This is a genomic window from Bacteroidota bacterium (assembly GCA_016715945.1).
Lineage (GTDB): Bacteria > Bacteroidota > Bacteroidia > Bacteroidales > F082 > JALNZU01.
Genome location: JADJXJ010000001.1, coordinates 699902 through 722470 on the forward strand (window position 1 = coordinate 699902; position 22569 = coordinate 722470).

General features: G+C 51.3%; 20 protein-coding genes. 9 read left to right on the top strand and 11 right to left on the bottom strand.

What is annotated here, in order from left to right:
• Positions 1–17 precede the first annotated feature (17 nt).
• Positions 18–650, top strand: a complete 633-nt coding sequence (locus tag IPM52_02535; protein ID MBK9290498.1) for a toxin-antitoxin system YwqK family antitoxin — start codon at positions 18–20, stop codon at positions 648–650.
• Positions 651–659: 9 nt separating this feature from the next.
• On the opposite strand, the gene IPM52_02540 is transcribed toward IPM52_02535, so the two are convergent.
• Positions 660–1463, bottom strand: a complete 804-nt coding sequence (locus tag IPM52_02540) for a DUF2271 domain-containing protein (GenBank protein MBK9290499.1) — start codon at positions 1461–1463, stop codon at positions 660–662.
• Between the two features lie 161 nt (positions 1464–1624).
• Between IPM52_02540 and IPM52_02545 the strand changes: the two genes are divergently transcribed.
• Positions 1625–2188, top strand: coding sequence for a DUF1648 domain-containing protein (locus IPM52_02545; protein MBK9290500.1), 564 nt, complete (start codon positions 1625–1627; stop codon positions 2186–2188).
• 3 nt (positions 2189–2191) lie between these two features.
• Positions 2192–2803 (top strand): hypothetical protein, encoded by a 612-nt coding sequence (locus tag IPM52_02550; protein ID MBK9290501.1) that lies wholly within the window; start codon positions 2192–2194, stop codon positions 2801–2803.
• A gap of 8 nt (positions 2804–2811) precedes the next feature.
• On the opposite strand, the gene IPM52_02555 is transcribed toward IPM52_02550, so the two are convergent.
• The 9 genes from IPM52_02555 to IPM52_02595 are packed head-to-tail and all read right to left on the bottom strand — an operon-like array spanning position 2812 to position 12887.
• The gene (locus IPM52_02555) at positions 2812–5505 is read right to left on the bottom strand and encodes a phosphoenolpyruvate carboxylase (protein MBK9290502.1); all 2694 of its coding nucleotides are present in this window, start codon (positions 5503–5505) and stop codon (positions 2812–2814) included.
• A 50-nt stretch (positions 5506–5555) separates the two neighbouring features.
• The gene (gene aroF, locus IPM52_02560; GenBank protein MBK9290503.1) at positions 5556–6578 is read right to left on the bottom strand and encodes a 3-deoxy-7-phosphoheptulonate synthase; all 1023 of its coding nucleotides are present in this window, start codon (positions 6576–6578) and stop codon (positions 5556–5558) included.
• A complete protein-coding gene (locus tag IPM52_02565) occupies positions 6575–7348 on the bottom strand; it encodes a tryptophan synthase subunit alpha (GenBank protein ID MBK9290504.1) in 774 nt (257 codons plus the stop codon). The genes aroF and IPM52_02565 overlap by 4 nt, the downstream gene beginning before the upstream one ends.
• Positions 7332–8534 carry a tryptophan synthase subunit beta gene (gene trpB, locus IPM52_02570; protein ID MBK9290505.1) on the bottom strand — a complete coding sequence of 401 codons (1203 nt, stop codon included), beginning with the start codon at positions 8532–8534 and terminating at the stop codon, positions 7332–7334. The genes IPM52_02565 and trpB overlap by 17 nt, the downstream gene beginning before the upstream one ends.
• Complete coding sequence (locus IPM52_02575; protein ID MBK9290506.1) at positions 8531–9145, bottom strand: phosphoribosylanthranilate isomerase; 615 nt, start codon at positions 9143–9145, stop codon at positions 8531–8533. The genes trpB and IPM52_02575 overlap by 4 nt, the downstream gene beginning before the upstream one ends.
• A complete protein-coding gene (gene trpC / locus IPM52_02580) occupies positions 9129–9935 on the bottom strand; it encodes an indole-3-glycerol phosphate synthase TrpC (protein MBK9290507.1) in 807 nt (268 codons plus the stop codon). Before trpC ends, IPM52_02575 begins: the two co-directional genes overlap by 17 nt.
• Complete coding sequence (gene trpD, locus IPM52_02585) at positions 9932–10924, bottom strand: anthranilate phosphoribosyltransferase (protein ID MBK9290508.1); 993 nt, start codon at positions 10922–10924, stop codon at positions 9932–9934. The genes trpC and trpD overlap by 4 nt, the downstream gene beginning before the upstream one ends.
• Positions 10925–10928: 4 nt before the next feature.
• Positions 10929–11498 (bottom strand): aminodeoxychorismate/anthranilate synthase component II, encoded by a 570-nt coding sequence (locus IPM52_02590; protein ID MBK9290509.1) that lies wholly within the window; start codon positions 11496–11498, stop codon positions 10929–10931.
• 3 nt (positions 11499–11501) lie between these two features.
• A complete protein-coding gene (locus IPM52_02595; protein MBK9290510.1) occupies positions 11502–12887 on the bottom strand; it encodes an anthranilate synthase component I family protein in 1386 nt (461 codons plus the stop codon).
• 258 nt (positions 12888–13145) lie between these two features.
• Here IPM52_02595 and IPM52_02600 point away from each other — a divergent pair, with 258 nt between their 5' ends.
• The 3 genes from IPM52_02600 to gdhA all read left to right on the top strand — a co-directional run bounded on the left by IPM52_02600 (position 13146) and on the right by gdhA (position 15977).
• Positions 13146–13742, top strand: coding sequence for a hypothetical protein (locus IPM52_02600; protein ID MBK9290511.1), 597 nt, complete (start codon positions 13146–13148; stop codon positions 13740–13742).
• Positions 13742–14437, top strand: a complete 696-nt coding sequence (locus IPM52_02605; GenBank protein ID MBK9290512.1) for a DUF2490 domain-containing protein — start codon at positions 13742–13744, stop codon at positions 14435–14437. Before IPM52_02600 ends, IPM52_02605 begins: the two co-directional genes overlap by 1 nt.
• Positions 14438–14639: 202 nt before the next feature.
• On the top strand, positions 14640–15977 hold the full coding sequence (gene gdhA / locus IPM52_02610; GenBank protein MBK9290513.1) for an NADP-specific glutamate dehydrogenase: 1338 nt from the start codon (positions 14640–14642) through the stop codon (positions 15975–15977).
• A gap of 77 nt (positions 15978–16054) precedes the next feature.
• On the opposite strand, the gene IPM52_02615 is transcribed toward gdhA, so the two are convergent.
• On the bottom strand, positions 16055–18874 hold the full coding sequence (locus IPM52_02615) for a TonB-dependent receptor (GenBank protein MBK9290514.1): 2820 nt from the start codon (positions 18872–18874) through the stop codon (positions 16055–16057).
• Between the two features lie 282 nt (positions 18875–19156).
• On the opposite strand from IPM52_02615, the gene IPM52_02620 reads away from it, so the two are divergent.
• Genes IPM52_02620 through IPM52_02630 form a run of 3 tightly spaced genes read left to right on the top strand, consistent with a single transcriptional unit; the run spans position 19157 to position 22505 of the window.
• Positions 19157–20512, top strand: a complete 1356-nt coding sequence (locus IPM52_02620) for a metallophosphoesterase (protein ID MBK9290515.1) — start codon at positions 19157–19159, stop codon at positions 20510–20512.
• Positions 20509–21636 (top strand): alkaline phosphatase, encoded by a 1128-nt coding sequence (locus IPM52_02625; protein ID MBK9290516.1) that lies wholly within the window; start codon positions 20509–20511, stop codon positions 21634–21636. Before IPM52_02620 ends, IPM52_02625 begins: the two co-directional genes overlap by 4 nt.
• An 11-nt stretch (positions 21637–21647) precedes the next feature.
• Positions 21648–22505, top strand: a complete 858-nt coding sequence (locus IPM52_02630; GenBank protein ID MBK9290517.1) for a glycerophosphodiester phosphodiesterase — start codon at positions 21648–21650, stop codon at positions 22503–22505.
• The last annotated feature ends 64 nt before the right edge of the window (positions 22506–22569 follow it).

Genomic DNA, 22569 nt, shown 5'->3' on the forward strand with positions numbered 1-22569 from the left:
ATATCCTGTTCAATTTGATGATTTCAGCAACATTGCTCGTAGGGATATCGTGCAACAGCAATGTGAAAAAATCTTACCACGAAAACGGAAAGCTCAGTTCGGTGCTGCGCTACGAAGATGGCGTACTGCATGGTTTAAGTGAGTGGTATTTTGCCAATGGCAATCCCATGATGCGAACGCATTACAATCGCGGCAAATTGCACGGGAAACAGGAGCGCTTTTACGAAAACGGCGTACTGCAGAGCGTTTCGTGGTATAAAGAAGATCAGCTCGACAGCCTGATGCAGCATTACAGTATCGCGGGCCGCCTGGTGCTTGAAGAATATTATCGCAACGATGTTCTCCATGGCCCCTACCGGAGGTATTACGACGATGGCGCCCTGTTTGCCGAAGGTGCATACCACGAGGGGATGATGGATGGCAGCTGGTTATATTATTCCCCGGATGGCATGATCATTGGCAAAGGGGAGTTTAAAATGGGTGCAGGTGTTCAAAAAGCCTGGCATCCCAACGGCCAGACACATCGCATCATAACTTACAAAGACAACCTGAAACACGGACCTGAGGAACATTACGACCCGCAAGGCAGACTCATCCTGAGGCGCATCTATGAGTCTGGCATAATGGTGAGCGAAGAAAAGACAGAATGAATTGTGGGGTCAGCGGGCAGTAACCTGAAATTTCCGTCCGGCCACGCCCTCAGGTGTCCAGAGCCGGACAATCATGATGCCTTCCGGCAGTTGGGAATGGTCAATGTCGTAAATGTGCTCCCCTGCTTCCAGTTGCTTTTCACATAGCTCGAGCACGCGCCTTCCCTGTAGATCATATACTGCCAAATGCACAGGGCTGGAATGGGCAAGCGTAAAGCTCAGACGACTTTTGTTCGCCTCATTAAAAAAACGTACCGGAATGCCGCCTGCGGCTTCAACGTCCTGGATGTTGACTGCTGAGGCTGAATAGGTTAGCGACATGTTCTTAAAATACGTCTGATCAGGGATAGTAATGTTCAGGGGTGTTGAACCTTTGTTGAATGCAAATGAAAAAAACGGACCTGCGATGCCATTGCTCGCCGAATTGCGGCTGGTGTATTCTATCCAAACCTCATAGGCGCCATCGGGAACCACTTCACCCTGAAGGTTACGGCAGTCCCAGCTAATGGTATGCGAGGTGTGCTGGTTGAGCGTTGCACCGGTGATGGCATCGGTGCTGTTGTTGTTCGAACTTGCTACCCATTTAACCAGATGCTGCTTGCGTACCCCTGCCATCACCTTGCGGCTTTTCACAAAATTGCCGGCACCATCTTTGATCCAGATTGCCAGCACATGTCGGGGGGCATAGGTGCCACCGTCGCTGACGGTTGTCACCTGAAAAGTAACCATGCCTTCAGTATTTACCTGTGCATCAGAGGTATAAAAGCAAAATACCGAAAAAACAGCGATCAAAAGCTGATGTATGGTTTTCATGGCAGGAAATATTCGCACCAAAATTAGCTTTATCCCATGGGTACGTAAATCATTTTTTTCTTTTTTGCGACGAACCGGGCGAAAAATGAGGTTTAATGATGATTTTGGTGCTCCGGCAAGCCTGACTGGTGTAATTTAGTATTCCTAAAACTCGTTCAACCATGGCCAACGATCGCCCACGCATCCGTATTCAACTTACCAAAAGTGATATTATCCTCGAAATCAGCGCACTCGTGCTGCTCCTTGCACTCGTGATCTACAGTCTGGTATCTTGGACCATGCTGCCCGAAACCATACCTGTTCATTTCGATATCAGCGGAAGGCCGGATGGCTGGGGTGGGCGTGCAACAATTTTTTTCTCACCGGCCATTCTTGCTGTGGTTTACATCATGTTGACTGTGCTCAACCGAAGCCCGCACATTTTCAACTATCCGGTGAAAATTACTGCCGAAAATGCGGAGTTTCATTATCGCCTGGCCACCCGCATGTTGCGCATGCTGAAACTATCCATGGTGATACTATTCGGAGCAATCACCTGGGGCACAGTGCACTCAGCTATCTCAGGCGATGCTTCAGCCATGATGTGGGTGTTGCCGTTTGCGCTTATAATTACTTTGCTGCCCATAGTGTATTATCTCTTCAGGGCCTTCGGGCACAAGACCGCCGCTGATAAAAACGACAGGGAAATAAAAAATAAGCGGAAGAAAAACTATAAACTCTATTAAGCAATGAGAGATATTCGCATCCTTCTGTATCTGAGTCTGTTATCATTGTTGTTGACTGCATGTGGACGCCACGGCACGCTTACAGGTTTCTGGGGAGTGGAGGTGCAATTTTCGCCACACGAAACCCAGCACACCGGACTGGTTCTATTCGACGATTCCACCTTTTATTACTTCAACCGGCCTAATAAGGAATTGCCCTGGTCACTTAAAACAGGCACATGGACGATGAGGTCGGGCAAGATCTACCTGGCTTCGGATGGTTTTTTCAATTTGTGGTTGCAGCCGAAAGGAAATCAACTCGAGATACTTGATTTTGAGGGTGATGCAGTCATATCAGGCAAGCCTGTGCAGCTTGCCCGCACTAGCGCAGCCCCCTGGTCGGACGAGATAAGCGTGCCAATGACAGGCAAACTGCTCCTGATAGAGAGCGAACCCTATTTTCTGCCCTGCAACACTTTTCATTTCATCCGTCTCGCACCACTTACCGATCAGCAACTGGGCCTGGTTAACCAAAGTCTGAGTGTTATGCTCAGCGTGGTGCCGGCCAGGGTACATACACAAAAAGCCGAAGCCATCAGGCTGGGCGGGGTTTTTGGTCCCACGGAATGCCGCTGAACAGCCTGTCAGCCAGTATGTTTCAGCCCACCCGATAAGGCGTTGGTGAGCATCAGCAGCAGGGGAAGCATCCTGTCGGCCTCATTAGCCTGTTGCGACCTAAGCTCCCGCCACTTTTTGATTAAAGCTATCTGACGGTGGTTGAGCAGACTCAGCGCCGGACCTCGACACTCCACATTGGCCAATTGGCTTCGCCTGCGGCTGAGCATATTGCCGCCGAGCAATTCGTTGATCAGATTGCGGGCATCTTCCATTTCGCTGGTAATCAAACCCAGAATGCGTTCGCGCGCCGGCTGGTCGTCGAAGAGCTCAGCATAGCTGCGCATGATATGCTCATCGGCATTGAGCAGATTGGTTTCGATGTGGATCAGGGTGTAGTGCAGGAATGGCCATGCAGTGGCATATTGCTGAAGCACCTGCCAGGTTTCGGGATGGTTGTCGCGAATGGTTTTCAGGGCAAATCCCGATCCAAACCAACCGGTGAGGTTGAAGCGCGACTGGTGCCAGCTGAAAACCCAGGGGATGGCCCGCAGGTCACCTATGGTTCTTCTTCCGGTACGGCGAGCAGGCCGGGAGCCTATCTTGCTCATCTCGAGCACATCAATGGGCGTAGCCTGACTGAAAAATGGCACGAACGCCTCGTCGTGTATGAGTCGCTGATATTGCTGCAGACTAAGGCTGGCAAGAAGTTCAAAAGATTGCTCAGGATAGTTTTCATGCGCCGGATTGCGGGTGAGCTGCCGGGCGGTTCCTGCCAGAAGCATCTCGAGGTTGTAGCTGGCATTGAGCAGGTTGGCAAACTGCTGCGAGATGGTTTCGCCTTGCACAGTGATCTTGATGCGACCGCTCAGGCTGCCGGCAGGAAGGCTATCGAGAAAACGGTGGTACTTGCCTCCTCCACGGCTGATGGTTCCGCCTGTGCCGTGAAAGAAAATAAGTTTAACTCCATGTTTGTCAGCAATTTGGGTTAGCTTCTGCTCGGCTTTGTAGATGTTCCATCTGCTGGCCAGTATGCCTCCGTCTTTGTTGCTGTCCGAATAACCCAGCATCACTTCCTGCCAGGCCTGACCACCGGTATTGCTTTGCGTCAGCGGATGCGACAGGAACCTGTCGAGTATTTCAGGGGCGGCTTCGAGGTCTTCAATGGTTTCGAACAAGGGGACAACCATAAACTGCCGGGGATCCAGTCCGGCTTCACGCATGAAAAGGTAAGGCAGAAGCAAATCGCTGAGGCTGCGCGTCATGCTCACAATAAAGCTGCCAATACCCTGGCTGCCATATTGTTCAACATGTTCAGCAATGGTGCGATAGCAGCGCAGCAGTTCGTCGGCTTCCGGCCCGGCAGGAGTTCCGGGATAAAGGAAAGGACGCCTGAGCTGCAGTTCGCTTTGCAGAAAATCGAGGCGTTTGTCCTCCGGCCAGTTGCTGTAATCGTAATCATCAAAACCTGAAGCTTTCAGCAGCTGACCGAAGGCTTTGTCGTGCCATGCACTGTTTTGCCGGATGTCGAGCCTGGCAAGGTGGAAACCGAAGGTGCTCACCAGGCGCTGTATCGGCAGCACATAAGTATCGGCAATGTTGCCTGCATTCATTTCGCACAAAGCTTCGTGAAGCACCTGCAGGTCGTCGAGTAGTTCCTCCGGATGGGGGTAAGCAAAACTTTTTTCTTCGCTTGAAATAAAGGTATGCTTCAGCCTGAGCAACAACAGATTTACATTTTGCCTGAAAGGCTCATAGGGGTTGCGCTCGAGCATTGGTGAAGCCGCTGTCCCCAGCAGGTTTGTCAGCTTTTCGGTGGCCCGGCTCAGCTTGTCAGGAACCGGATTGTGAAGTCTGGAGATGCTTAGTCTGGCGGCCAGATTTTCCAGCTGACTGATTAACATCAACCCCGCTTTTTGCCGGTGTTCGAGCAAGGTTTCCATTGTCACCTCATAGGTGACAAGGGGATGGCCGTCGCGGTCGCCTCCGATCCAGCTTCCGAATTGCAATCGGGGATAGTTGCGGTAGTCTTTGAGCGCTTCTGCCGGGTAACCTGCTTCCTGCCAGGCATGCCGGAGGGCCTGGTCGGTATGCTGCATGGCCTGAGGAAAAATCACCGTAAAGTAGTGCATGATGTTGCGACGCTCATCGGCCACGCTGGGTTTTTCGAGATAGATGTCGCCGGTTCGCCACCAGCGTTCCAGTAGTGCAATAATCTCATTTTCAATTTCTTCGCGCTCTGTTTTTGTCCACATGGAGTTTTCGAGCTTTACCAGCAGGAGGTATAGCTCGCGGTGTATCTCGAGCACGGTAACACGCTTGGCTTCAGTAGGGTGGGCGGTGAGCACGGGCCTTACTTCAACCTGTCTGAGCATCTGCAGGGCATGCCCGGTATCCACGTTTTGTTCGCGCCAGCGGCGAAATGTCTCGGCCCAGCTTCCCCGGATGGCTTCGCGACCCAGCTCGTCCTGCAATCTGCGGCGGTATTGCACAGCGGCGTTTTCTTCCACCAGGTTGAGCAGTTGAAATATCATACCTGTGGCGCGGACAAGCTTTTCCTCCGAAGCCAGGTCGCCTTTTGGCCCTGAGAATCGGAATTCACGCACCATCACAGCGGTTTCCTTCTCGCCTATGTGGTCGAGCATGCGCTCGAAAAGTCGCATTATCTGCTGGTAGTCTTTCCAGATCTTGTCGAGGCCGGCATTTTCGATCAGTTGTTTCATTGCAGTAAGATGTGGAGGGAATATTTCAAACAACGTGCCTGAGCAGTTGTTTAGTAAGCACCATTAAATTGTTTTCGAAGTTCCCAGGTAGCTCTGAGTTGGGTGTAAAGCCTTGATGCTTCGGAATAATCGAGCGTCTGTTGCCCGTCGGACATGGCTCTTTCGGGGCAGTTGTGCACTTCGAGCAATACGCCGTCGGCTCCTGCCATAACGGCAGCCAGGGCCATCTGTGCCACATATTGCCTGACACCCACCCCATGCGAAGGATCGACGAACACGGGCAGGTGACTCTTTTCTTTAAGCACTGGAATGGCATTGAGGTCGAGCGTGTTGCGGTATGCCGTCTCGAAAGTGCGGATGCCACGTTCGCACAGGATAATCTTTTCGTTGCCTGCCGAAAACACATATTCCGCCGCCTGAAGCATTTCTTCGAGTGTGCCCGAGAATCCCCGTTTCAGCATTACAGGCTTTCCGGCTTTTCCCAGCTCGTCCAGAAGGCTGAAATTCTGCGCGTTGCGTGTGCCTACCTGAAACACATCCACGTAATCGTACATTTCGGCCACCTGCGATACCTGCATCACCTCGGTTACGAACAACATCCCATGCTCCCGACACATGGCCGATACCTGTTTCAAGCCCGACAGTCCAACTCCCCTGAATGCATAGGGCGAAGTCCTGGGCTTGAAAACGCCCCCGCGCATCATTCGTAATCCGTTGGCTTTCAAATGATTTATGGTTTGAAGTGTCTGTGCCTCGCTTTCGATGCTGCATGGACCGGCCACAATGCTCAGGTTGTGGCGACCAATCTGCACTCCCTGGCCGAGATCGATCACTGTGTCATGCACACGCCACTTGCGGGAAACGAGCTTGTAGGCATCATCCACACGGTGGATGTCGCGCACACCATCGAGCTGACCAATGGTGCGAATGTCCACTTCTTTCTTTCCAATGGCCACAATGTAATGGTTAAACTGGGTGCGCACCTCGCTGGTGCTGAATCCATTACGGGCCAAAACCCCAATGATGTGCTGAAGCGTTTTCTGATCTGTGTTATTGTCAATCTGAAGAATCATGACTCAGGATTTAGCAAATGTTTCATAAAAGATGGAATGCCGTAGTCGCTTTTGCTGGCGTCGAGATGCCTGATCAGCGCGCTGCCTACTACCGCTCCCGGCAGGTGATCAAACACAAAGCGGAGCGAACGGTTGTCGGATATTCCAAAGCCGGCCAATACGGGATTGTTGAGTTTCAAACCGTTCAACCGCCGAAACCAGGCTGCTTCGAAATCACCAAACTGTTTGTCTTTGCCAGTGGTTGAAGAGGTTGAAACGGCGTAGAGAAAACCCCGGCTCAGGCTGTCGAGCATGCGGATGCGCTCGTCGCTTGTTTGCGGACTCACCAGAAAAACCGGATAAAGGCCGTAGGTTTCATACATGGCCTGGTATTTGGCACGAAACACCTCAGCAGGCAGGTCGGGAAGAATAACAGCAGATGCCCCGGCCCGGGCCGCGTTGCGGAGAAAACGTTCGAAACCATATTGCAGCACAGGGTTGAGGTATCCCATGAGCACTATGGGAATGGAAATATTCACCTGGCTGAGCTGTTCAAGTATTTTGTCGATGGTAATTCCCTGTTGCAGGGCCACCATGCTGCTGTGCTGAATCACAGGGCCATCGGCCAGCGGATCGCTGAATGGCAGCCCGACTTCGACAATGTCGGCCCCGTGTTGCTCCAGCAAACGCAGGATGTCGCCGGTGGATTCCGGATTGGGATAGCCGGCGGTGAAATAGATGTTCAGAATCTCTTTCTGCCTGGTATTGAATAGTTTATCTAACGGATGCATAGCTGTCGGCTTTTTGCATGTAAGTTGAAAGGTCTTTGTCGCCACGTCCCGAAAGGTTGATAACCACAAGTTGGTTTTCACCAAAGCTGACTTTCCCGAGCACGGCCAGGGCATGGGCTGTTTCCAGGGCAGGGATGATGCCTTCGAGCCGGCTGAGCAAAAAAGCTGCCTGAAGGGCTTCGTGGTCGGTGATGGCAAGGTAAGTGGCACGTCCTGAGGAAAATAAATGTGCGTGCATGGGTCCGATACCGGGATAGTCCAGTCCGGCCGAGATGGAATGTGGTTCGGTAATCTGGCCTTGTTCGTCCTGCATCAGCATGGTCATGCTGCCATGGATGATGCCTCTGCTGCCGGTGTGCAGTGAGGCTGCGGTGAGCCCGGAGTCCACACCCATTCCAGCTGCTTCGGCTCCGATAAGTTGAACTTCAGGCGATTCAATGAAATGATAAAAGGCTCCGGCTGCATTGCTTCCTCCGCCCACGCAGGCGATAACTGCATCAGGTTTCGAACGGCCGGTGTGGCTGAGCAATTGAGAGGAAATTTCGCTGCTAATCACCGATTGCAGCCTGGCCACCAGATCGGGATAGGGATGCGGCCCCACCACCGATCCGATAATGTAATGGGTGTCGTCCGGATGATTGATCCAATAGCGAATGGCCTCATTGGTGGCATCTTTCAGGGTGCGGCTTCCCGATTTAGCGGGCCTTACCTCTGCTCCAAGCATCTGCATCCGGGCAACATTGGGCGCCTGCCGCTGCATATCGGTTTCGCCCATAAACACAATACATTCCATGTTCATCAGTGCGCACACCGTGGCTGTGGCCACCCCATGTTGTCCTGCTCCGGTTTCGGCAATGATGCGCTTTTTGCCAAGTTTCCGGGCAAGCAGCACCTGCCCGACAGTGTTGTTGATTTTGTGTGCTCCCGTGTGGGCCAGGTCTTCGCGCTTCAGCCATACATTGGTCTTGTAGCGCTCCGATAGGTTAGGGGCCAGATAAAGCGGGGTCGGACGGCCAACATAGTCGGCAAGCAGGCGATGAAACTCGGTCTTGAACTCATCCGAACCCAATATGTGCAGGTAGTTTTGCCTGAGCTCTTCCACATTCGGATACAGCATTTCGGGGATGAAAGCTCCGCCAAAATCACCATAAAAACCCTGTTCGTCAGGTTGATAGTTGCTATTCATTGAAGTAGGAGTTTAATGAAGTGAGTGAGTTGATTGATGTCTTTTATGCCGGGTTGTGTTTCAAACCTGCTGTTGAGGTCCACACCAGCCAAAAGGGGATGGCGGATTTGCCTGATGCTTTCGGCATCTCCCGGCCCAATGCCTCCGCTGATAAAAAACGGCACCTTGCCTTTGTAGCTGGCCAGCATTTCCCAGGCAAATTGTTTTCCGCTGCCCCCGCTTCCTGTTTTGCCTGAGTCGAAAAGGAAAAAATCAGCGCAATCCTCGAACGCCCCGGTGTGCGCAAAACCCTCATCTTCAGGATGGAAAACCTTGATCACCTGCAGGCCGGCTTTCTTCAGTTCATGACAGTCGGAGGCTTCGTAGGGACCATGCAATTGTACGGCACCCAGGCTGAACTTCTGGGCAGTAGCAAGAATGCTTTGGATGTCGTTATTGACAAAAACGCCTGTAAGCGTGGGTTTTAGCTCCACCTCAGGCAATTTGATGTGCCTTGCATAACGCGGACTCGAAGGATGAAAGATCAAGCCCAGGTAATCTATTTCGGGCCGGTTCAGCTCCAGCAGTTGTTCGGCAAGGGTGATTCCGCAGACTTTAACCTTGAGTGGCATAGGCATTTCGCAGCTCAGAGATGAGTTTCCGGCAGGCATTATGTGGCCTGGTATGTTGCATAAAATATTCCCCGATCAAAAATCCCCGGTAGCCGGCCTGCCGCAGCGCGACAATCTGGGAGGCATTGCTGATGCCGCTTTCGGCCACTTTGACCTGTTCGGCGGGCAGAAGCGATGCCAGCCTGAAGGAGGTCTCCACATGGGTGGTCATGCTTTTGAGGTTGCGGTTGTTTACTCCCACAATCACTTCAAAGTCAGGCAGTTTTTCAAGCTCTTCCTCCTCGTGTATCTCCAATAGGATTTCCAAGCCCAGCGAGGCCGCAAGACTTCCAAGTTTTGCAATTTCTTCTTTTGACAACAGGGCAGCAATGAGGAGAATGGCATCGGCACCAATGCTTTTGGCTTCGATCACCTGGTATTCATCTATGATAAAGTCTTTTCGCAGGATGGGGCAGAAGTTGAACCGCCTGGCCTCAGTGAGGTCTTTGTTGCTCCCTCCGAAATAGGTGCTGTCGGTAAGCACCGAGAGGGCAGAGGCGCCAGCCTGCATGTAACCTAATGTAACACGTTGAATATCTGCAAATTCATTTATCATTCCCTTTGAGGGCGATTTGCGTTTGAACTCCGCAATGATGCCATGCAGGTCGTCGCGCAACAGGTACTTCTTTAATGACAACGGCCTGGTTTCGAAATAAATACTGCGTTCGAGCAGTTTTACGGGATAGAGCGACCGGCGTTCGTCCACTTCGGCCCGCTTGGTTTCGGCAATTTTTTGAAGGATGTTTGTCATGCCTGTAGCTGTATGAGTTTTTTGAATGTTTGGTATGCTTTTCCGCTTTCGAGTGTTTCGTTGGCCAGCATGATGCAATCGGAGAGCTCCATGCCGCTGATGGTGCGGATGGCGAGGGCGGCATTGGCCACCACCACCTGTTTTTGAGCTTCTGAGGCTTTGTTTTGCAAGATGTTCAGGAAGATGGCTGCATTTGCTGCCGTATCCTGACCTCCAAACAGCGCTTCCGGCCTGAGCTTCTGCATGCCAAAATTTGCCGGTGCGAGCAACTCTTCTCCTCTTCGGCTGAATGCTTTAAGGGTATCAGTAAGCGCACATTCGTCGTAACCATCCAGGCTGTGCACCACGCAATATTCCGTTTCGCCTTGTTGAAAAATGTAATGATACAGCCTGGCAAGTTCGAGGCTGAACACCCCGGTGAGCTGGTATTTTGGTTTGGCAGGATTGACCATTGGGCCAAGCATATTAAAAAAGGTTTTGATGCCCAGTTCTTTACGCACAGGGGCTACCGATTTCATGGCAGGGTGAAAAAGCAGGGCATGCATAAAGCAGATGTTGGTCTGCCCGAGCTCGGTGGCCAGTTTGGCGGTGTCGGCCGAAAACTTATACCCCAGGTGTTCTAGCAGGTTCGACGATCCGCTTACCGAACTCACCCCGTAGTTTCCGTGTTTGGCCACTTTGAAGCCGGCAGCAGCCACAACAAAGGACGCCGTCGTCGAAATGTTGAAAGTGTTTTTTGCATCGCCACCGGTGCCGCATAAATCAATGAACTCGTGGGTGCCGAGTTCGACTTTGGTACACAGGTCGAGCAGGGCATCCCTGAAACCGCTCAGCTCCTCCACTTCCACCCCCCGCATCAGAAATACGGTCATAAAACTGGCGGTCTGGGCAGGATTGAAGGCGTTCCGGGTGAGGGCTGTGAGCACTTCCCGGGCTTCTTTGTAGCCAAGTTTTTCGTGACTAAGCAGCGCTTCGAGTGTATGTTTCATTATTTCAATGGTTTAACCAGTTTTCTATAATTTTCTTTCCATAGGGTGTGAGGATAGACTCCGGGTGAAACTGTAGTCCCGCCAGGTCATAAGTCCGGTGCCGGATGGCCATGATCCAACCGTCGTCATCTTCGGCAGTAACCAGAAAACATTCGGGTAGACTCGCACGATCGGCCACCCATGAGTGATACCTTGCAGCCATAAAGTGCTCAGGAATACCTTCGAATAAAGGCTCTTCGGGTGTGGTACGATGGATATTTGTTGCAAGCCCATGATACACCTGCCCCAGATTGATCAGTTTGCCCCCAAAGCTCTCAGCCATGGCCTGCAGGCCTAAACAAATGCCCAGCATGGGTTTGGAAGCAGCATATCGTTTGATCAATGGAATCAATAGTCCTGATTCTGAGGGAATTCCTGGACCAGGCGAGAGGATAATGCGGTCGTAGTTCTCCACTTCATCCAGACTTATTTTGTCGTTTCGGGCAACCACGGGAAGCTTTCCGGTGAGCTGCTCCACTATCTGTACAATGTTGTAGGTAAATGAGTCGTAATTATCGAATACAAGAACATTCATTGCTTAGGATTTTGAAGCGGTTTCGAGGGCATGCCTTAGTGCGGCCAGTTTATTGTTTACTTCCTGAAGCTCGTTTTCGGGCACCGATGTCGCGACCACGCCCGCACCTGCCTGGAAATAAAGATGTTGACGAATGGAAAGGAACGATCGGATGAGAATAGCCAGATTGACCTGGCCATCGAAACCCACAAATCCGGCAGCTCCGCCATAAAAACCCCTGCTGTGGGGTTCCAGGGCATCGATCAGTTGCATGGCCCTCACTTTGGGTGCGCCCGACAAGGTACCTGCCGGGAAAGTATCGGCAACCACCCTGAACCAGTCGGCCGGATTGCGCAATGTGCCGCTTACTTTGGAAACCAGGTGAATCACGTGGCTGAAATACTGGGTTTCGCGCAGGGTTTCCACTTCCACGTCGCGGCAGCTTCGGCTCAGGTCGTTGCGCGCCAAATCGACCAGCATGGCATGTTCGGCGTTTTCTTTGGGGTCGTTGCTGAGCTTTACAGCCAGAGCAGCATCAGCCGCAGCCTGACCGGTACGCCTGTAGGTTCCGGCAATGGGATTCAGTATGGCTTTGCCCTCCCTGATGCGTAGCTGGCTTTCGGGCGAGCTGCCGAAGAGCCGGTAATAGCCGTAATCGAGGTAAAAAAGGTAAGGGGAGGGGTTGATGCGCCGCAAAGCCCTGTACACATTAAAATCGTCGCCTGTATAGTCCACCTGAAAGCGCCTCGAAACCACCAGCTGAAACACATCGCCCCTGAAACAATGCCTGCGGGCCTGCTGCACCATCCCCAGAAATTCCTCATCGGTGGATGTGCTCGTCACATCGCCCCTTGTGCCAAAAGGAAACGACAGGTTGCGTTGAATCCTCATGGCTGCCAGCAAGGCCTCAAGCTGAGAGCTTTCTCCATCGGGAATAAACTCATAAATCCTCAGGCTATCGTTGAAATGGTTGAGGTGCAGCACAAAACGATATACACTCATCACCATGCCGGGATGCACATAATCGGGTTCATGGCGCAGGTTGAGGTCCACATCCTCAAAAAATCGCAGCATGTCGTAGCCAATATACCCGTACAATCCGCCCACAGGCACTGTCGTGTCGGGGACAAAGCTTGTGGCAAACTGTACGAATACTTCCCCAAAGCTGCTTCTGTTGATTGGGATGCGCGCTTTCACTTCCTTTAGGTATTCTATAATAGCCTCGTTGTCAATCACTTTGAAGCTACTCAATGGATCAAGACAGATGAATGAGGAGCTGTCGGAAGCGGAGTGATAATCGGAGCTCTCGAACAACAGGGCCGATGGATAACGGTCGCGCAGCGCCATGTACAATCCGACCGGTGTGGTCAGGTCGCCTGCAACTTCTTCTATTCTGACTTTTAAGTTCATAGTTGTTGGATTTAACTTTTAACAGAAAAGGTCTGCCGCGGACGACAGACCTTTTCGTTGATTTATTGAATGGCCGTACAATTCCTCAGCTCGAGCGGAAGAAACTTCTGTGCCACCACCAGAAATGTACGTGCATTTGCATTGTCAGTGTTCTTGTTTGACGGGCCAAAATTATGGCAAATCTTAAAAAATGCAAGAGCGTAACTGATTTTTTTGTGAAACATGATTAGGCGTATATTTGCAACATATAGTACAGGAATGCGAATTATTTTGATTGTCATTAATTTGGGTTGTGTTTTCATCCTGCCAACATTTGCCCAGGTTGACCAGGTCAAGATGGAGCGCGAAGTGCGGATCAGCCGTAGCGTATTTCCGGAAAGAGCCATTAACCAACTCGCTGCCATCGAAAACGAGATAAGCCTGGTTCGTTATTTCAAAGAATTTAATGAGTCCGATACTTCCTATGAGGCCAAATTTGAGTGGAAGGGCCACCGCTGGAGCATGGAGTTTGACAAAAATGGTCGCTTTGAAGACCTTGAGAAAAGCCTTCCACTGAAAAGTTTCATTTCCAAAATGGGCAAGACTATGAGATCGGAACTCGAATCGCTCGGAAAGCATTACAGGATACTGGAAGCGCAGCAGCAGTATTCCTGGGCAATTCAGGATGGTCGCGACTTTGAACCCACAATGATTCAGCCCGGGCACAAAGGTGTGGTAATCAGGTATGAGCTCGAGGTTGAGGTAAAAAAGGCCGGAAGTCCTGTGGTTACCTATGAGCTGACATTTGACGAAGAAGGCCGGTTGCTGTCAAGGCGGGAGGTGGCGCCATATTCCGACACACATATTTTGCACTGATGCACAAGGTTTTCCCATTATTTCTGGCTATTATATTTGGCTTGATGTCGGGCGCAACCGGACAAACTCCTGTGGTTTGGGAACCCGATGTGAGCTTGTCGGGCAATATTGCCGGTTCGTGGTCGTGGAGCTCAAAATTAGTAACAAGGGTGAGCCTGGGTCAGCTGGGAGATAATACGGGATCGCAATCCGGGAAGCTCATTCTCGGCGAAGCACAGGCTTACCTCAACCGAAGGCTGGTTGGTGGCAGGAGGCTGACATTTGGCCTGCTTTATGGCATAGAGAACCCATTGGAAAACGAACGCTCCACCGAGCTGAGGTTTATCTGGCAATTCAGCAAACGGCATGCGGTAGATTTGTATGGTTTTTCGCATCGGTTCAGGCTCGAACAAAGGGTGTATGAAGATCGCTTTCAGCACCGTGCACGTTACCGCATCGTTGCTGAGCGGCCTTTGTCGGGCGATCGGATTGATCCTCGCGAATGGTACCTGATTGCTGGTACGGAAGTGCTTTTGAGTGCCGATGAGGAGCTAAAAAACTTCCGCCTGGACAACAGGACTGGTATAGGTGTCGGCTGGCTGTTCGCAAACGAACACCGGCTGCAGTTCGAGCTGCAACACCGTGCACAACGCATGTTCGATGCAAGATACCAGTCAGGGCTGTGGCTGCTGACTTCCTGGGTGGTTCCGCTGTAGTCCGATGATTTGCAATGTTTTGTTTCAAACGATTGCAGGCGGTTTATTTAGATTCAATCCATTATTGCTGATCAGCATGTAAATGTTGTGTTATTTTTTGTGGTGGTAACATTAAAAGTACTACTTTTGTATTGTTAAAGTATTCACACTGTGAAAAGTTCACAAAAAATAGTTTGATTTACCTCACAAAACACCAAAACCTATGAACCTCGAAAAAATCATGAACGACCTGGAGAAGAAGCATCCGGGCGAAGTGGAGTATCTGCAGGCAGTGCGCGAAGTGCTCGAATCGATTGAGGAAGTGGTGAACCAGAACCCTCAGTTCGAAGCCAAAGGCATTATCGAGCGCATTGTGGAGCCCGACAGGGTGCTGATGTTCAAAGTGCCGTGGGTTGACGATCATGGAAAAGTACATGTCAACCTGGGTTACAGGGTTCAGTTCAACAATGCCATCGGACCATACAAAGGCGGGTTGCGTTTTCACCCCAGCGTAAACCTCAGTATCCTGAAGTTCCTTGGTTTCGAACAGATTTTCAAAAACAGCCTGACTACTTTGCCCATGGGCGGCGCCAAGGGTGGATCGGATTTTGATCCCAAGGGCAAGTCGGATGCTGAAATCATGCGTTTCTGCCAGTCGTTCATGCTCGAACTCTGGAGGCTCATTGGACCCGAAACCGACGTGCCTGCAGGAGATATCGGCGTAGGTGGCAAGGAAATCGGCTACCTCTATGGCATGTACAAAAAGCTGACCATGGAGCATGTGGGCGTACTCACTGGCAAAGGCATCAACTGGGGTGGTTCGCTCATCCGTCCCGAAGCCACAGGTTTTGGTGCTGTTTATTTTGCACAGGAAATGCTGGCCACACGCGGTCAGGATTTCAAAGGCAAACTGGTTGCTGTTTCGGGATTCGGCAACGTGGCATGGGGTGCCATCACCAAACTGAACCAGCTGGGTGCCAAGGTGATCACCATCTCCGGACCTGATGGCTACATCTACGATCCCGATGGTATCTCGGGCGAAAAGATTGATTATCTGCTTGAGCTCCGCGCTTCGAACCAGGATATTGTGAAGCCCTATGCACTCGAGTTTCCCGGCGCACAGTTTGTGCCCGGCAAGCGCCCCTGGGAAGTAAAATGTGATGTGGCTATGCCTTGCGCCACCCAGAACGAATTGCACAAGGAAGATGCCGAGAAGCTTGTAGCCAATGGTTGCATCTGTGTAGCCGAAGGCGCCAACATGCCATCGACTCCCGAAGCTATCGAGGTGTTTAAGCATGCACGCATTCTGTTTGCCCCGGGCAAGGCTGCCAATGCCGGTGGTGTGGCCACTTCGGGCCTCGAAATGACCCAAAACTCGATGAAACTCTCCTGGAGCCGCGAAGAAGTGGATGCCCGCCTGCACGAAATCATGCGCAACATCCACAACGCGTGCGTGAAATACGGCAAACAGGATGATGGCTATGTGGACTATGTGAAAGGCGCCAATGTGGCCGGATTCCTCAAAGTTGCCAATGCCATGATGGATCAGGGCGTGCTCTGAGGCTTTCGTAAACAGCACTTATAAAAAGAGGCTGATCCGCACCGGATCAGCCTCTTTTGTTCATGCACTGATTTAAGCTACATCGGAGGCAGGAAAAACATATCGCGCGGAGGGCCTTGAGGTGCTGCCGGGGCCTGAGTCCGCTGATTCTGTGCGCCAAAGTTGCGGAAATTGTAGGTAAATGAGAGCATAAGAAAGCGGTTGAGTACATTGTACCGCGCGTTCTCAATATAGGTATCCGTCACATTTTGCGCGACACTGCGGTTCTGGTTCAACAGGTCGTAAACCCCGAGGGTAAGTTCGCCGCGATTGTTCTGAAACAGCTTGCGTCCGACGTTGATGTTCCAAAGCCAGTAATTCTCGTTGAAGTTGTCGCCCAGCCCCGTGTAATACAGGTTGTTCAGGTCGCTGCGCAGCACCCACTTCTTGTGTACGGTCCAGGCCACTCTGGCTTCACCCACATGATAGAAGTATTCGTTATTGGATTGTGGCCTGAGCTTGTTGGCAGCAGTTTGGTAATTGAGCCGGTATGCCAGGGTAAAATCGAGGTTCTGACTGATGTTGCTGCTTAGGGTTGCGCCGGCTGATGTGGTGTAGGTGTTGGTAATGTTCTGCAACTGATTGACCAGGCTGGGGGTGCGCGACCAGGCAAATCCTCCGGTCAGGTTGACGTTGCTCTTGATTTTGCGGAAGGGAAAGCCATAGGTGAGCGAAGACCTCAGATTGACCATACCGCTCAGGTTTTCCGGCAGGCTGTATTGTGCGCCGGCGGGCAGGGTATAGCCATTCTCGAGCACGGTATCGCTGCGGGCAATGAGCAGCGAGTTGCCAATGTAATTGTCGGTCAGATTGAGAAAGACAAAACCCATAAACGACTTGCCTTTGGCAATGCGGGTCAGGTTGTAGCTGCCGGTGAGGAAGTGGCTGTAGCTCTGTTTGAGTTTTGGATTTCCGCTCGAAAGCAGCAAGGGATTGGTGTTATCAACCACATCCGAAAGTTGCGCAGCCGAAGGGCCGTTGGTAAATGTGCGGTACATCAGGCGGGCAGTCTCGCTGCGCGAAAAGTTGTAGTTGAATTGAAGCGAAGGCATCAGGTTACCAAAACTGTAGTCGGTTGTTTTCACATAGGGCAGGGTTTGCTCGGCCTGCAGCCTTGCTTCCTGCCAGGCCAGCTCGAGCAGGAAGTTAGATTTCTCGGTGCGGTAACGATAGCCGGCGCCGGCCCGGTGTGTCACATAGCCGCTGTTCAGATCGCTCGAAAGCTCCGGTACCAATTGGTTGTAGGCCCCGGCGATAATATCGAAATCGTTGGTAAGTCGCTCGCTCTGGTTTTTGGTGTACGAAAAGTTGTAAGAAGCCTGGATCATGCCGTTTTTGCCGGCCGGTTCGGTAAAGGTAAGATTTGCCGAATGGCTTTGGTTCAGGGTTTGGGTGGTTGATTGTTGACGGGTGGTATCGCTGTGGAGTACAATTCCGCCGGTGTATTCGATGGCATCGAGGGTGTAGAGTAACTCGTTGTTGTTGAGGTTGTTGTTGATGCGGGTGGAAATCGAGCGGCCTTTTTCGTTGAGTCGCAGGCGGTAGATTAATGTGTTGCCAAAGTTGAAGCCGTCCCATTCGCGCTTGTTTGAAGTGATGCTCTGGTTGCCTGCCGATTGCATGAGCATGGCCATACTCGCCTGGGTAAAGTTGTCGGAATTGGTTTTTTGGGCGCTGAAGCGGGGAATCAGCATCAGGGTATTGTTGTCGTCAATTTTGTACTCGAGCCTGGCATTGAAACGATGGTTGTAGTTGTCGCGGTTGCTCTTGCTGGTTTCGTCGTACTGCCTGCTCAGGTTTTCGCCTATGAAATATTTCCGCTCAACCACCTGATTGGTGTTGTTGCGCGAAAGGTTGAAGAAATAGCTCATGTTGGCATTTAGTTTATCAAACCACACATCCGTGTAATTGATGCCGTAGGAGTGGGTGGTGTTGTTGCCATTTTGCTGGCCAACTAGAAAATCGCCCCGGTTGAATCCTCCGGGGAAGCCTCCGGCACCACCGAACATCATGCGCATGCCACCACCTCCGCCTCCGCTTCGGCCGCCCGAGAAAAAGCCCGACAGGTCTTCGGTGCTGAAGTTTTGCTGGTTGATGTTGTTGCTCATCCCAAGAATGGAAAACCGCCGCTTTCCGAGGAAAATATTGGTGGTGATGCCTGCCTGAAAGCGTTCATTTTCGCCAAAGCCAGCGTAAACTTTGCCAAACTGCCCGCTGCGGCGGTCCTGGCGTGTGACAATGTTGATGGTTTTGGTGCGTTGGCCGTCGTCGAAACCTGTCAGCCGCGACTGGTCGCTCATCTGGTCAAAAATTTCTACCTGGCTGATCATTTCGGCCGGCAGGTTGCGCAGGGCGATGTTGGGGTCGTCGCCAAAAAATTCCTGACCGTCCACCAGCACACGCCTTACGGTTTCGCCCTGTGCCTGAACACCTTCCGGCGTTATGGTTACTCCGGGCAGCTTGCGTACCAGGTCTTCGGCTGTGGCATCGGGATTGGTCTTATAGGCCTGGGCATCAAATTGCAAAGTGTCCGATTTGACCCTCACCTGCACTGCTTCACCCGCCACAGTCACTTCGTTTAACATGGCATCCGCCTTCTCGAGTGCTATCGAACCAAGGTTGTTCGATTCCTCGATGATGGTCAGCTGCCGTTCATCGGTTTTATAACCAAGGTAGCTGGTGCGCAGGGTGTAGCGCCCACGAAGCATATTCACCGAAAACTGGCCGTTATTGTCGGTGGTTGTGCGCACAACCCGGCTGGTATCGCGCATGTGCCTGAAAATGAGATGGGCTCCAGGTAAACCTGCGCCATCGGTTTTGTCGGTTACTTTTCCAATAACCTTCACAGGTTGCATCATCCGCTGGGGATCGGGTTGCGCGATTGTATCAATCGAAAAGAGTAAAAAAACAAAAAAAACTGACAGTAAGGCACGTAGCTTCATTTGGTGCTGAATTTTGGTATTAAACAAAAAACCAGGGGATCGTATTCCTGTTTCTATTGCTGCGTAAAGGTTTTTTGATGGGGGGCTGGTATAAAAAATTCGACCATTTGTCACACAACTGGCTAAAAATCAGCATTATGTTAATTTATTGTAACCCGCATCCGGTGAAATGCATTATGCCTAATTTTGCACCGGTCTATGAAGTTTTCCAGAAAGCATTTAGTTCACCTGCTGCTTGCCGTTTTGATCATCATTGCAGGTTATTTTTTAACACTTACAGCCTTCCCGAAAAACGCCGGAAGGTATCCATTTTTCGTTTTCCTCCTGCTCATCGACGTGTATGTCTGGGGGATGTTCAGGCGCAAGCTGTTTACCTACAATAAGTTGCTTAAAACATTGCTTATTTTGGTTTACTGGTTTCCGCTTGCTGCCCTGGCCGTTTCAACCATCATTACACTCAGTTTGGGGCAATACGACTGGCTGCCATGGGTGCGCAACCTCGTATTTGGAAGCATCTTCACATTTTATGTGGCCAAGTTTTTCATGGCGGTCATCATTTTCTTTGCCGATATTCTTAAGTGGATCAAGGGTTTGTGGGCATGGTTCAGTTTTTCGAGAAACAAAACGCCAGGCGAAGGCGAAACCAAATACAAGCGCTCTGAATTTCTGCAACAGATGGCGCTGGTCACAGGAGGACTTGTGGTCACAACCATGTTTACCGGTATGTTTCGCTGGGTGCATCGTTTCGATCTTAAGCGTTTGACCATCAGGCTTAAAGGCTTGCCTGAGGAATTTTCCGGGTTCAGGCTGATTCAGATTTCCGACCTCCACCTTGGCTCCTGGTCGTCGGTGGATGCCCTGGAGGAAGCCGTGGACGACATACTTTCGGCCAGGCCAGATGCCATTGTGTTTACGGGCGATCTGGTCAATTATACCAGCAGCGAGGCCGACCGTTTTGTTGACGTGCTCAGTCGCCTCAAAGCGCCGCATGGCGTTTATGCAGTGTTGGGCAACCACGACTATGGCGACTATGTGAGCTGGCCCGATGCTGAGGCCAAGGCGAAAAACATGCAGCATTTGCTCGACATCTATCGCAAGGCGGGTTGGAATCTGCTTCGCAACGAAGCAGCCATTCTGACCAGAGGCGAGGCCCGGATGGCCATTGTGGGTGTTGAAAACTGGAGTGCCAATGCGCGATTTCCCCGCAAGGGCGAGCTCGATGCTGCATTGCGCGAAACCGAAACCATAGAAACGAAAATCCTGCTCAGCCACGACCCAAGCCATTGGAGTGCCCAGGTAACAAACCATCCCTCGAAAATTGGACTCACCTTGTCGGGTCATACGCATGGGTTTCAGTTTGGTATCGAGTTACCAGGTTTCAAGTGGAGCCCGGCCCAATACGTTTACAAACACTGGGCAGGACTCTATGAGTCTGAACAAGGTCATTTTTTATACATAAACCGTGGTCTGGGCAGCATCGGCTACCCCGGTCGCATCGGCATTCTGCCGGAAATCACATTAATTGAGCTTTATCCCTCAAACGAACTCACATGAAAGCAAAAGTTTTATTCATTGTCCTGGCCATTTTGGCTGTTGGTATCGAGGGCAGGCTGTTTGCCCAAAAGAAAAAATCCAAAGCTGAAACTGTGCAGCCGACAACAAAGGCTGATGCAGAAGTAAAAAATGTCATTTTCCTGATAGGCGACGGCATGGGGCTTGCGCAAAGCCATGCACTGATGCTGGCTACCAACAAAATGCCATACATGTTCAAAGCTCCGGTGGTCGGTTTGATCAGCACAAACTCCTACACACACAAGATTACCGATTCCGGTGCGGGTGGCACTGCCCTTGCCACCGGTTACAAAACACGCAATGGGATGATTGGTATGCGTCCCGACAGCACGGCAGCGCCCAGTCTGGTGGACATCTTTGCCTCAGCCGGAAGACGCACAGGCGTTGCGGTCACCTGCGACCTGACCCACGCCACACCTGCTGATTTTGTGGCAAAAAATATTTCGCGTAAAAACGAACAGGAAATTGCTGCAGATTTTATCAAATCGCCCATAGATGTGGCAATTGGTGGCGGATTGCACAATTTCACAAAACGAAAAGATGGCCGCAACCTTGTGGCCGAGATGACAGACAAGGGCTTTGCCTTCTTCGGTCAAATGCCCAGAAGTGGCAAGGGCTTCAGCAAACTGCTCGTGCTTACCGATACTGCACATCCTGCCCCGGCTGCAAGTCGTACCAATTATACTTTGGCCGAAGCCACCCGCGTGGCTATCGAAGCATTGTCAACCAACAACGACAAAGGCTTCTTCCTCATGGTCGAAGGCTCGCAAATCGACTGGGCTGGTCATGCCAACGATTCTGCATACCTTATCACGGAAATGATCGACTTTGACAAGGCAGTAGGGGTGGCCGTCGAATTTGCAGAAAAGAATCCGGGCACCCTGGTCGTAGTTACAGCAGACCACGAAACTGGTGGCCTGACTTTCATCCATGGCGACAACAAAAAGAACCCCGGCGTCAAATTTCATTTCTCAACCAACGACCACTCGGGTGTCCTCGTTCCGGTGTATGCGTTTGGCGCTGGCGCCCATCATTTCAGCGGAGTATACGACAATACCGATGTTTTCAGAAAAATACTCAAAGCTTCAGGTCTTGAACCAAAGTAGAAGCTTGCGTTATGGGTAGATTGCTTCGTAAACCACTTGTTTACAAGTTCTTACTATTATTAACCCTGTTTATGGCCACGGGACCGATGCAAGCACAAAAACCTGAGCGGCCTCTGGTGATTGCACACCGTGGCGCATCGGGTTCGGCCCCCGAAAATACCCTCGCGGCCGTTTCCAAAGCCATGGAAATAGGCGCCGACCTCATTGAGATCGATGTGCACCTCACGCGCGACAGGCAACTGGTTGTGATTCACGATTATACCGTTGACAGAACAACCAACGGAACAGGAAAGATAAAAGACCTCGACTTCAATACAATACGTGAACTGGATGCCGGGAGCTGGTTTTCAAAAGAGTTTGCCGGTGAAATGGTGCCCACCCTGGACGAGGTGCTCAGGCTCATCGGTGGAAAACATAAGCTGCTGATTGAAATCAAACCTACCTGGACCGGCGACCATGAAACCGAAAAACAGGTTTTAGGATACATACGTGCCCATGCCGCCGAAAGCTGGTGTGTTGTGCAAAGCTTTGATCCACAGGTTATCCGGAATCTCAGGCAGCTCGATCCGAAAATTGAACTCCACCAGCTTGTTGTGGGTAACCTGCCTTTGCTGCCGCTGCACTTTCATAAATCGCTGGCAGGAGGCTCCTACCTTCGCCATCGTGATGTGGCAGCTGTCAATCCCAACTACAGGTTTGTGGGTGCCGGAAAAATCAAACGCCTGCATAAAAGGGGACAAAAGGTGTTTGTGTGGACGGTGGATGAACCGCACAAGATGGAAGCCCTGATCGATGCCGGTGCCGACGGAATCATTACCAATCATCCGGAAAGGTTGATTAATATACTGAAAAACAAAGGTTTAATGTAGAACCTTTGGCCCCGGTGATGCCAATTTAGAATCATTCAATCTGTTTTTTGGGCTAATTTTGCCG

Bases quoted from the DNA above. Each gene is read 5' to 3' on its own strand.
- IPM52_02535 (MBK9290498.1), top strand. From the start codon at position 18: ATGATTTCAGCAACATTGCTCGTAGGGATATCGTGCAACAGCAATGTG.
- IPM52_02540 (MBK9290499.1), bottom strand. From the start codon at position 1,463: ATGAAAACCATACATCAGCTTTTGATCGCTGTTTTTTCGGTATTTTGC.
- IPM52_02545 (MBK9290500.1), top strand. From the start codon at position 1,625: ATGGCCAACGATCGCCCACGCATCCGTATTCAACTTACCAAAAGTGAT.
- IPM52_02550 (MBK9290501.1), top strand. From the start codon at position 2,192: ATGAGAGATATTCGCATCCTTCTGTATCTGAGTCTGTTATCATTGTTG.
- IPM52_02555 (MBK9290502.1), bottom strand. From the start codon at position 5,505: ATGAAACAACTGATCGAAAATGCCGGCCTCGACAAGATCTGGAAAGAC.
- aroF (MBK9290503.1), bottom strand. From the start codon at position 6,578: ATGATTCTTCAGATTGACAATAACACAGATCAGAAAACGCTTCAGCAC.
- IPM52_02565 (MBK9290504.1), bottom strand. From the start codon at position 7,348: ATGCATCCGTTAGATAAACTATTCAATACCAGGCAGAAAGAGATTCTG.
- trpB (MBK9290505.1), bottom strand. From the start codon at position 8,534: ATGAATAGCAACTATCAACCTGACGAACAGGGTTTTTATGGTGATTTT.
- IPM52_02575 (MBK9290506.1), bottom strand. From the start codon at position 9,145: ATGCCACTCAAGGTTAAAGTCTGCGGAATCACCCTTGCCGAACAACTG.
- trpC (MBK9290507.1), bottom strand. From the start codon at position 9,935: ATGACAAACATCCTTCAAAAAATTGCCGAAACCAAGCGGGCCGAAGTG.
- trpD (MBK9290508.1), bottom strand. From the start codon at position 10,924: ATGAAACATACACTCGAAGCGCTGCTTAGTCACGAAAAACTTGGCTAC.
- IPM52_02590 (MBK9290509.1), bottom strand. From the start codon at position 11,498: ATGAATGTTCTTGTATTCGATAATTACGACTCATTTACCTACAACATT.
- IPM52_02595 (MBK9290510.1), bottom strand. From the start codon at position 12,887: ATGAACTTAAAAGTCAGAATAGAAGAAGTTGCAGGCGACCTGACCACA.
- IPM52_02600 (MBK9290511.1), top strand. From the start codon at position 13,146: ATGCGAATTATTTTGATTGTCATTAATTTGGGTTGTGTTTTCATCCTG.
- IPM52_02605 (MBK9290512.1), top strand. From the start codon at position 13,742: ATGCACAAGGTTTTCCCATTATTTCTGGCTATTATATTTGGCTTGATG.
- gdhA (MBK9290513.1), top strand. From the start codon at position 14,640: ATGAACCTCGAAAAAATCATGAACGACCTGGAGAAGAAGCATCCGGGC.
- IPM52_02615 (MBK9290514.1), bottom strand. From the start codon at position 18,874: ATGATGCAACCTGTGAAGGTTATTGGAAAAGTAACCGACAAAACCGAT.
- IPM52_02620 (MBK9290515.1), top strand. From the start codon at position 19,157: ATGAAGTTTTCCAGAAAGCATTTAGTTCACCTGCTGCTTGCCGTTTTG.
- IPM52_02625 (MBK9290516.1), top strand. From the start codon at position 20,509: ATGAAAGCAAAAGTTTTATTCATTGTCCTGGCCATTTTGGCTGTTGGT.
- IPM52_02630 (MBK9290517.1), top strand. From the start codon at position 21,648: ATGGGTAGATTGCTTCGTAAACCACTTGTTTACAAGTTCTTACTATTA.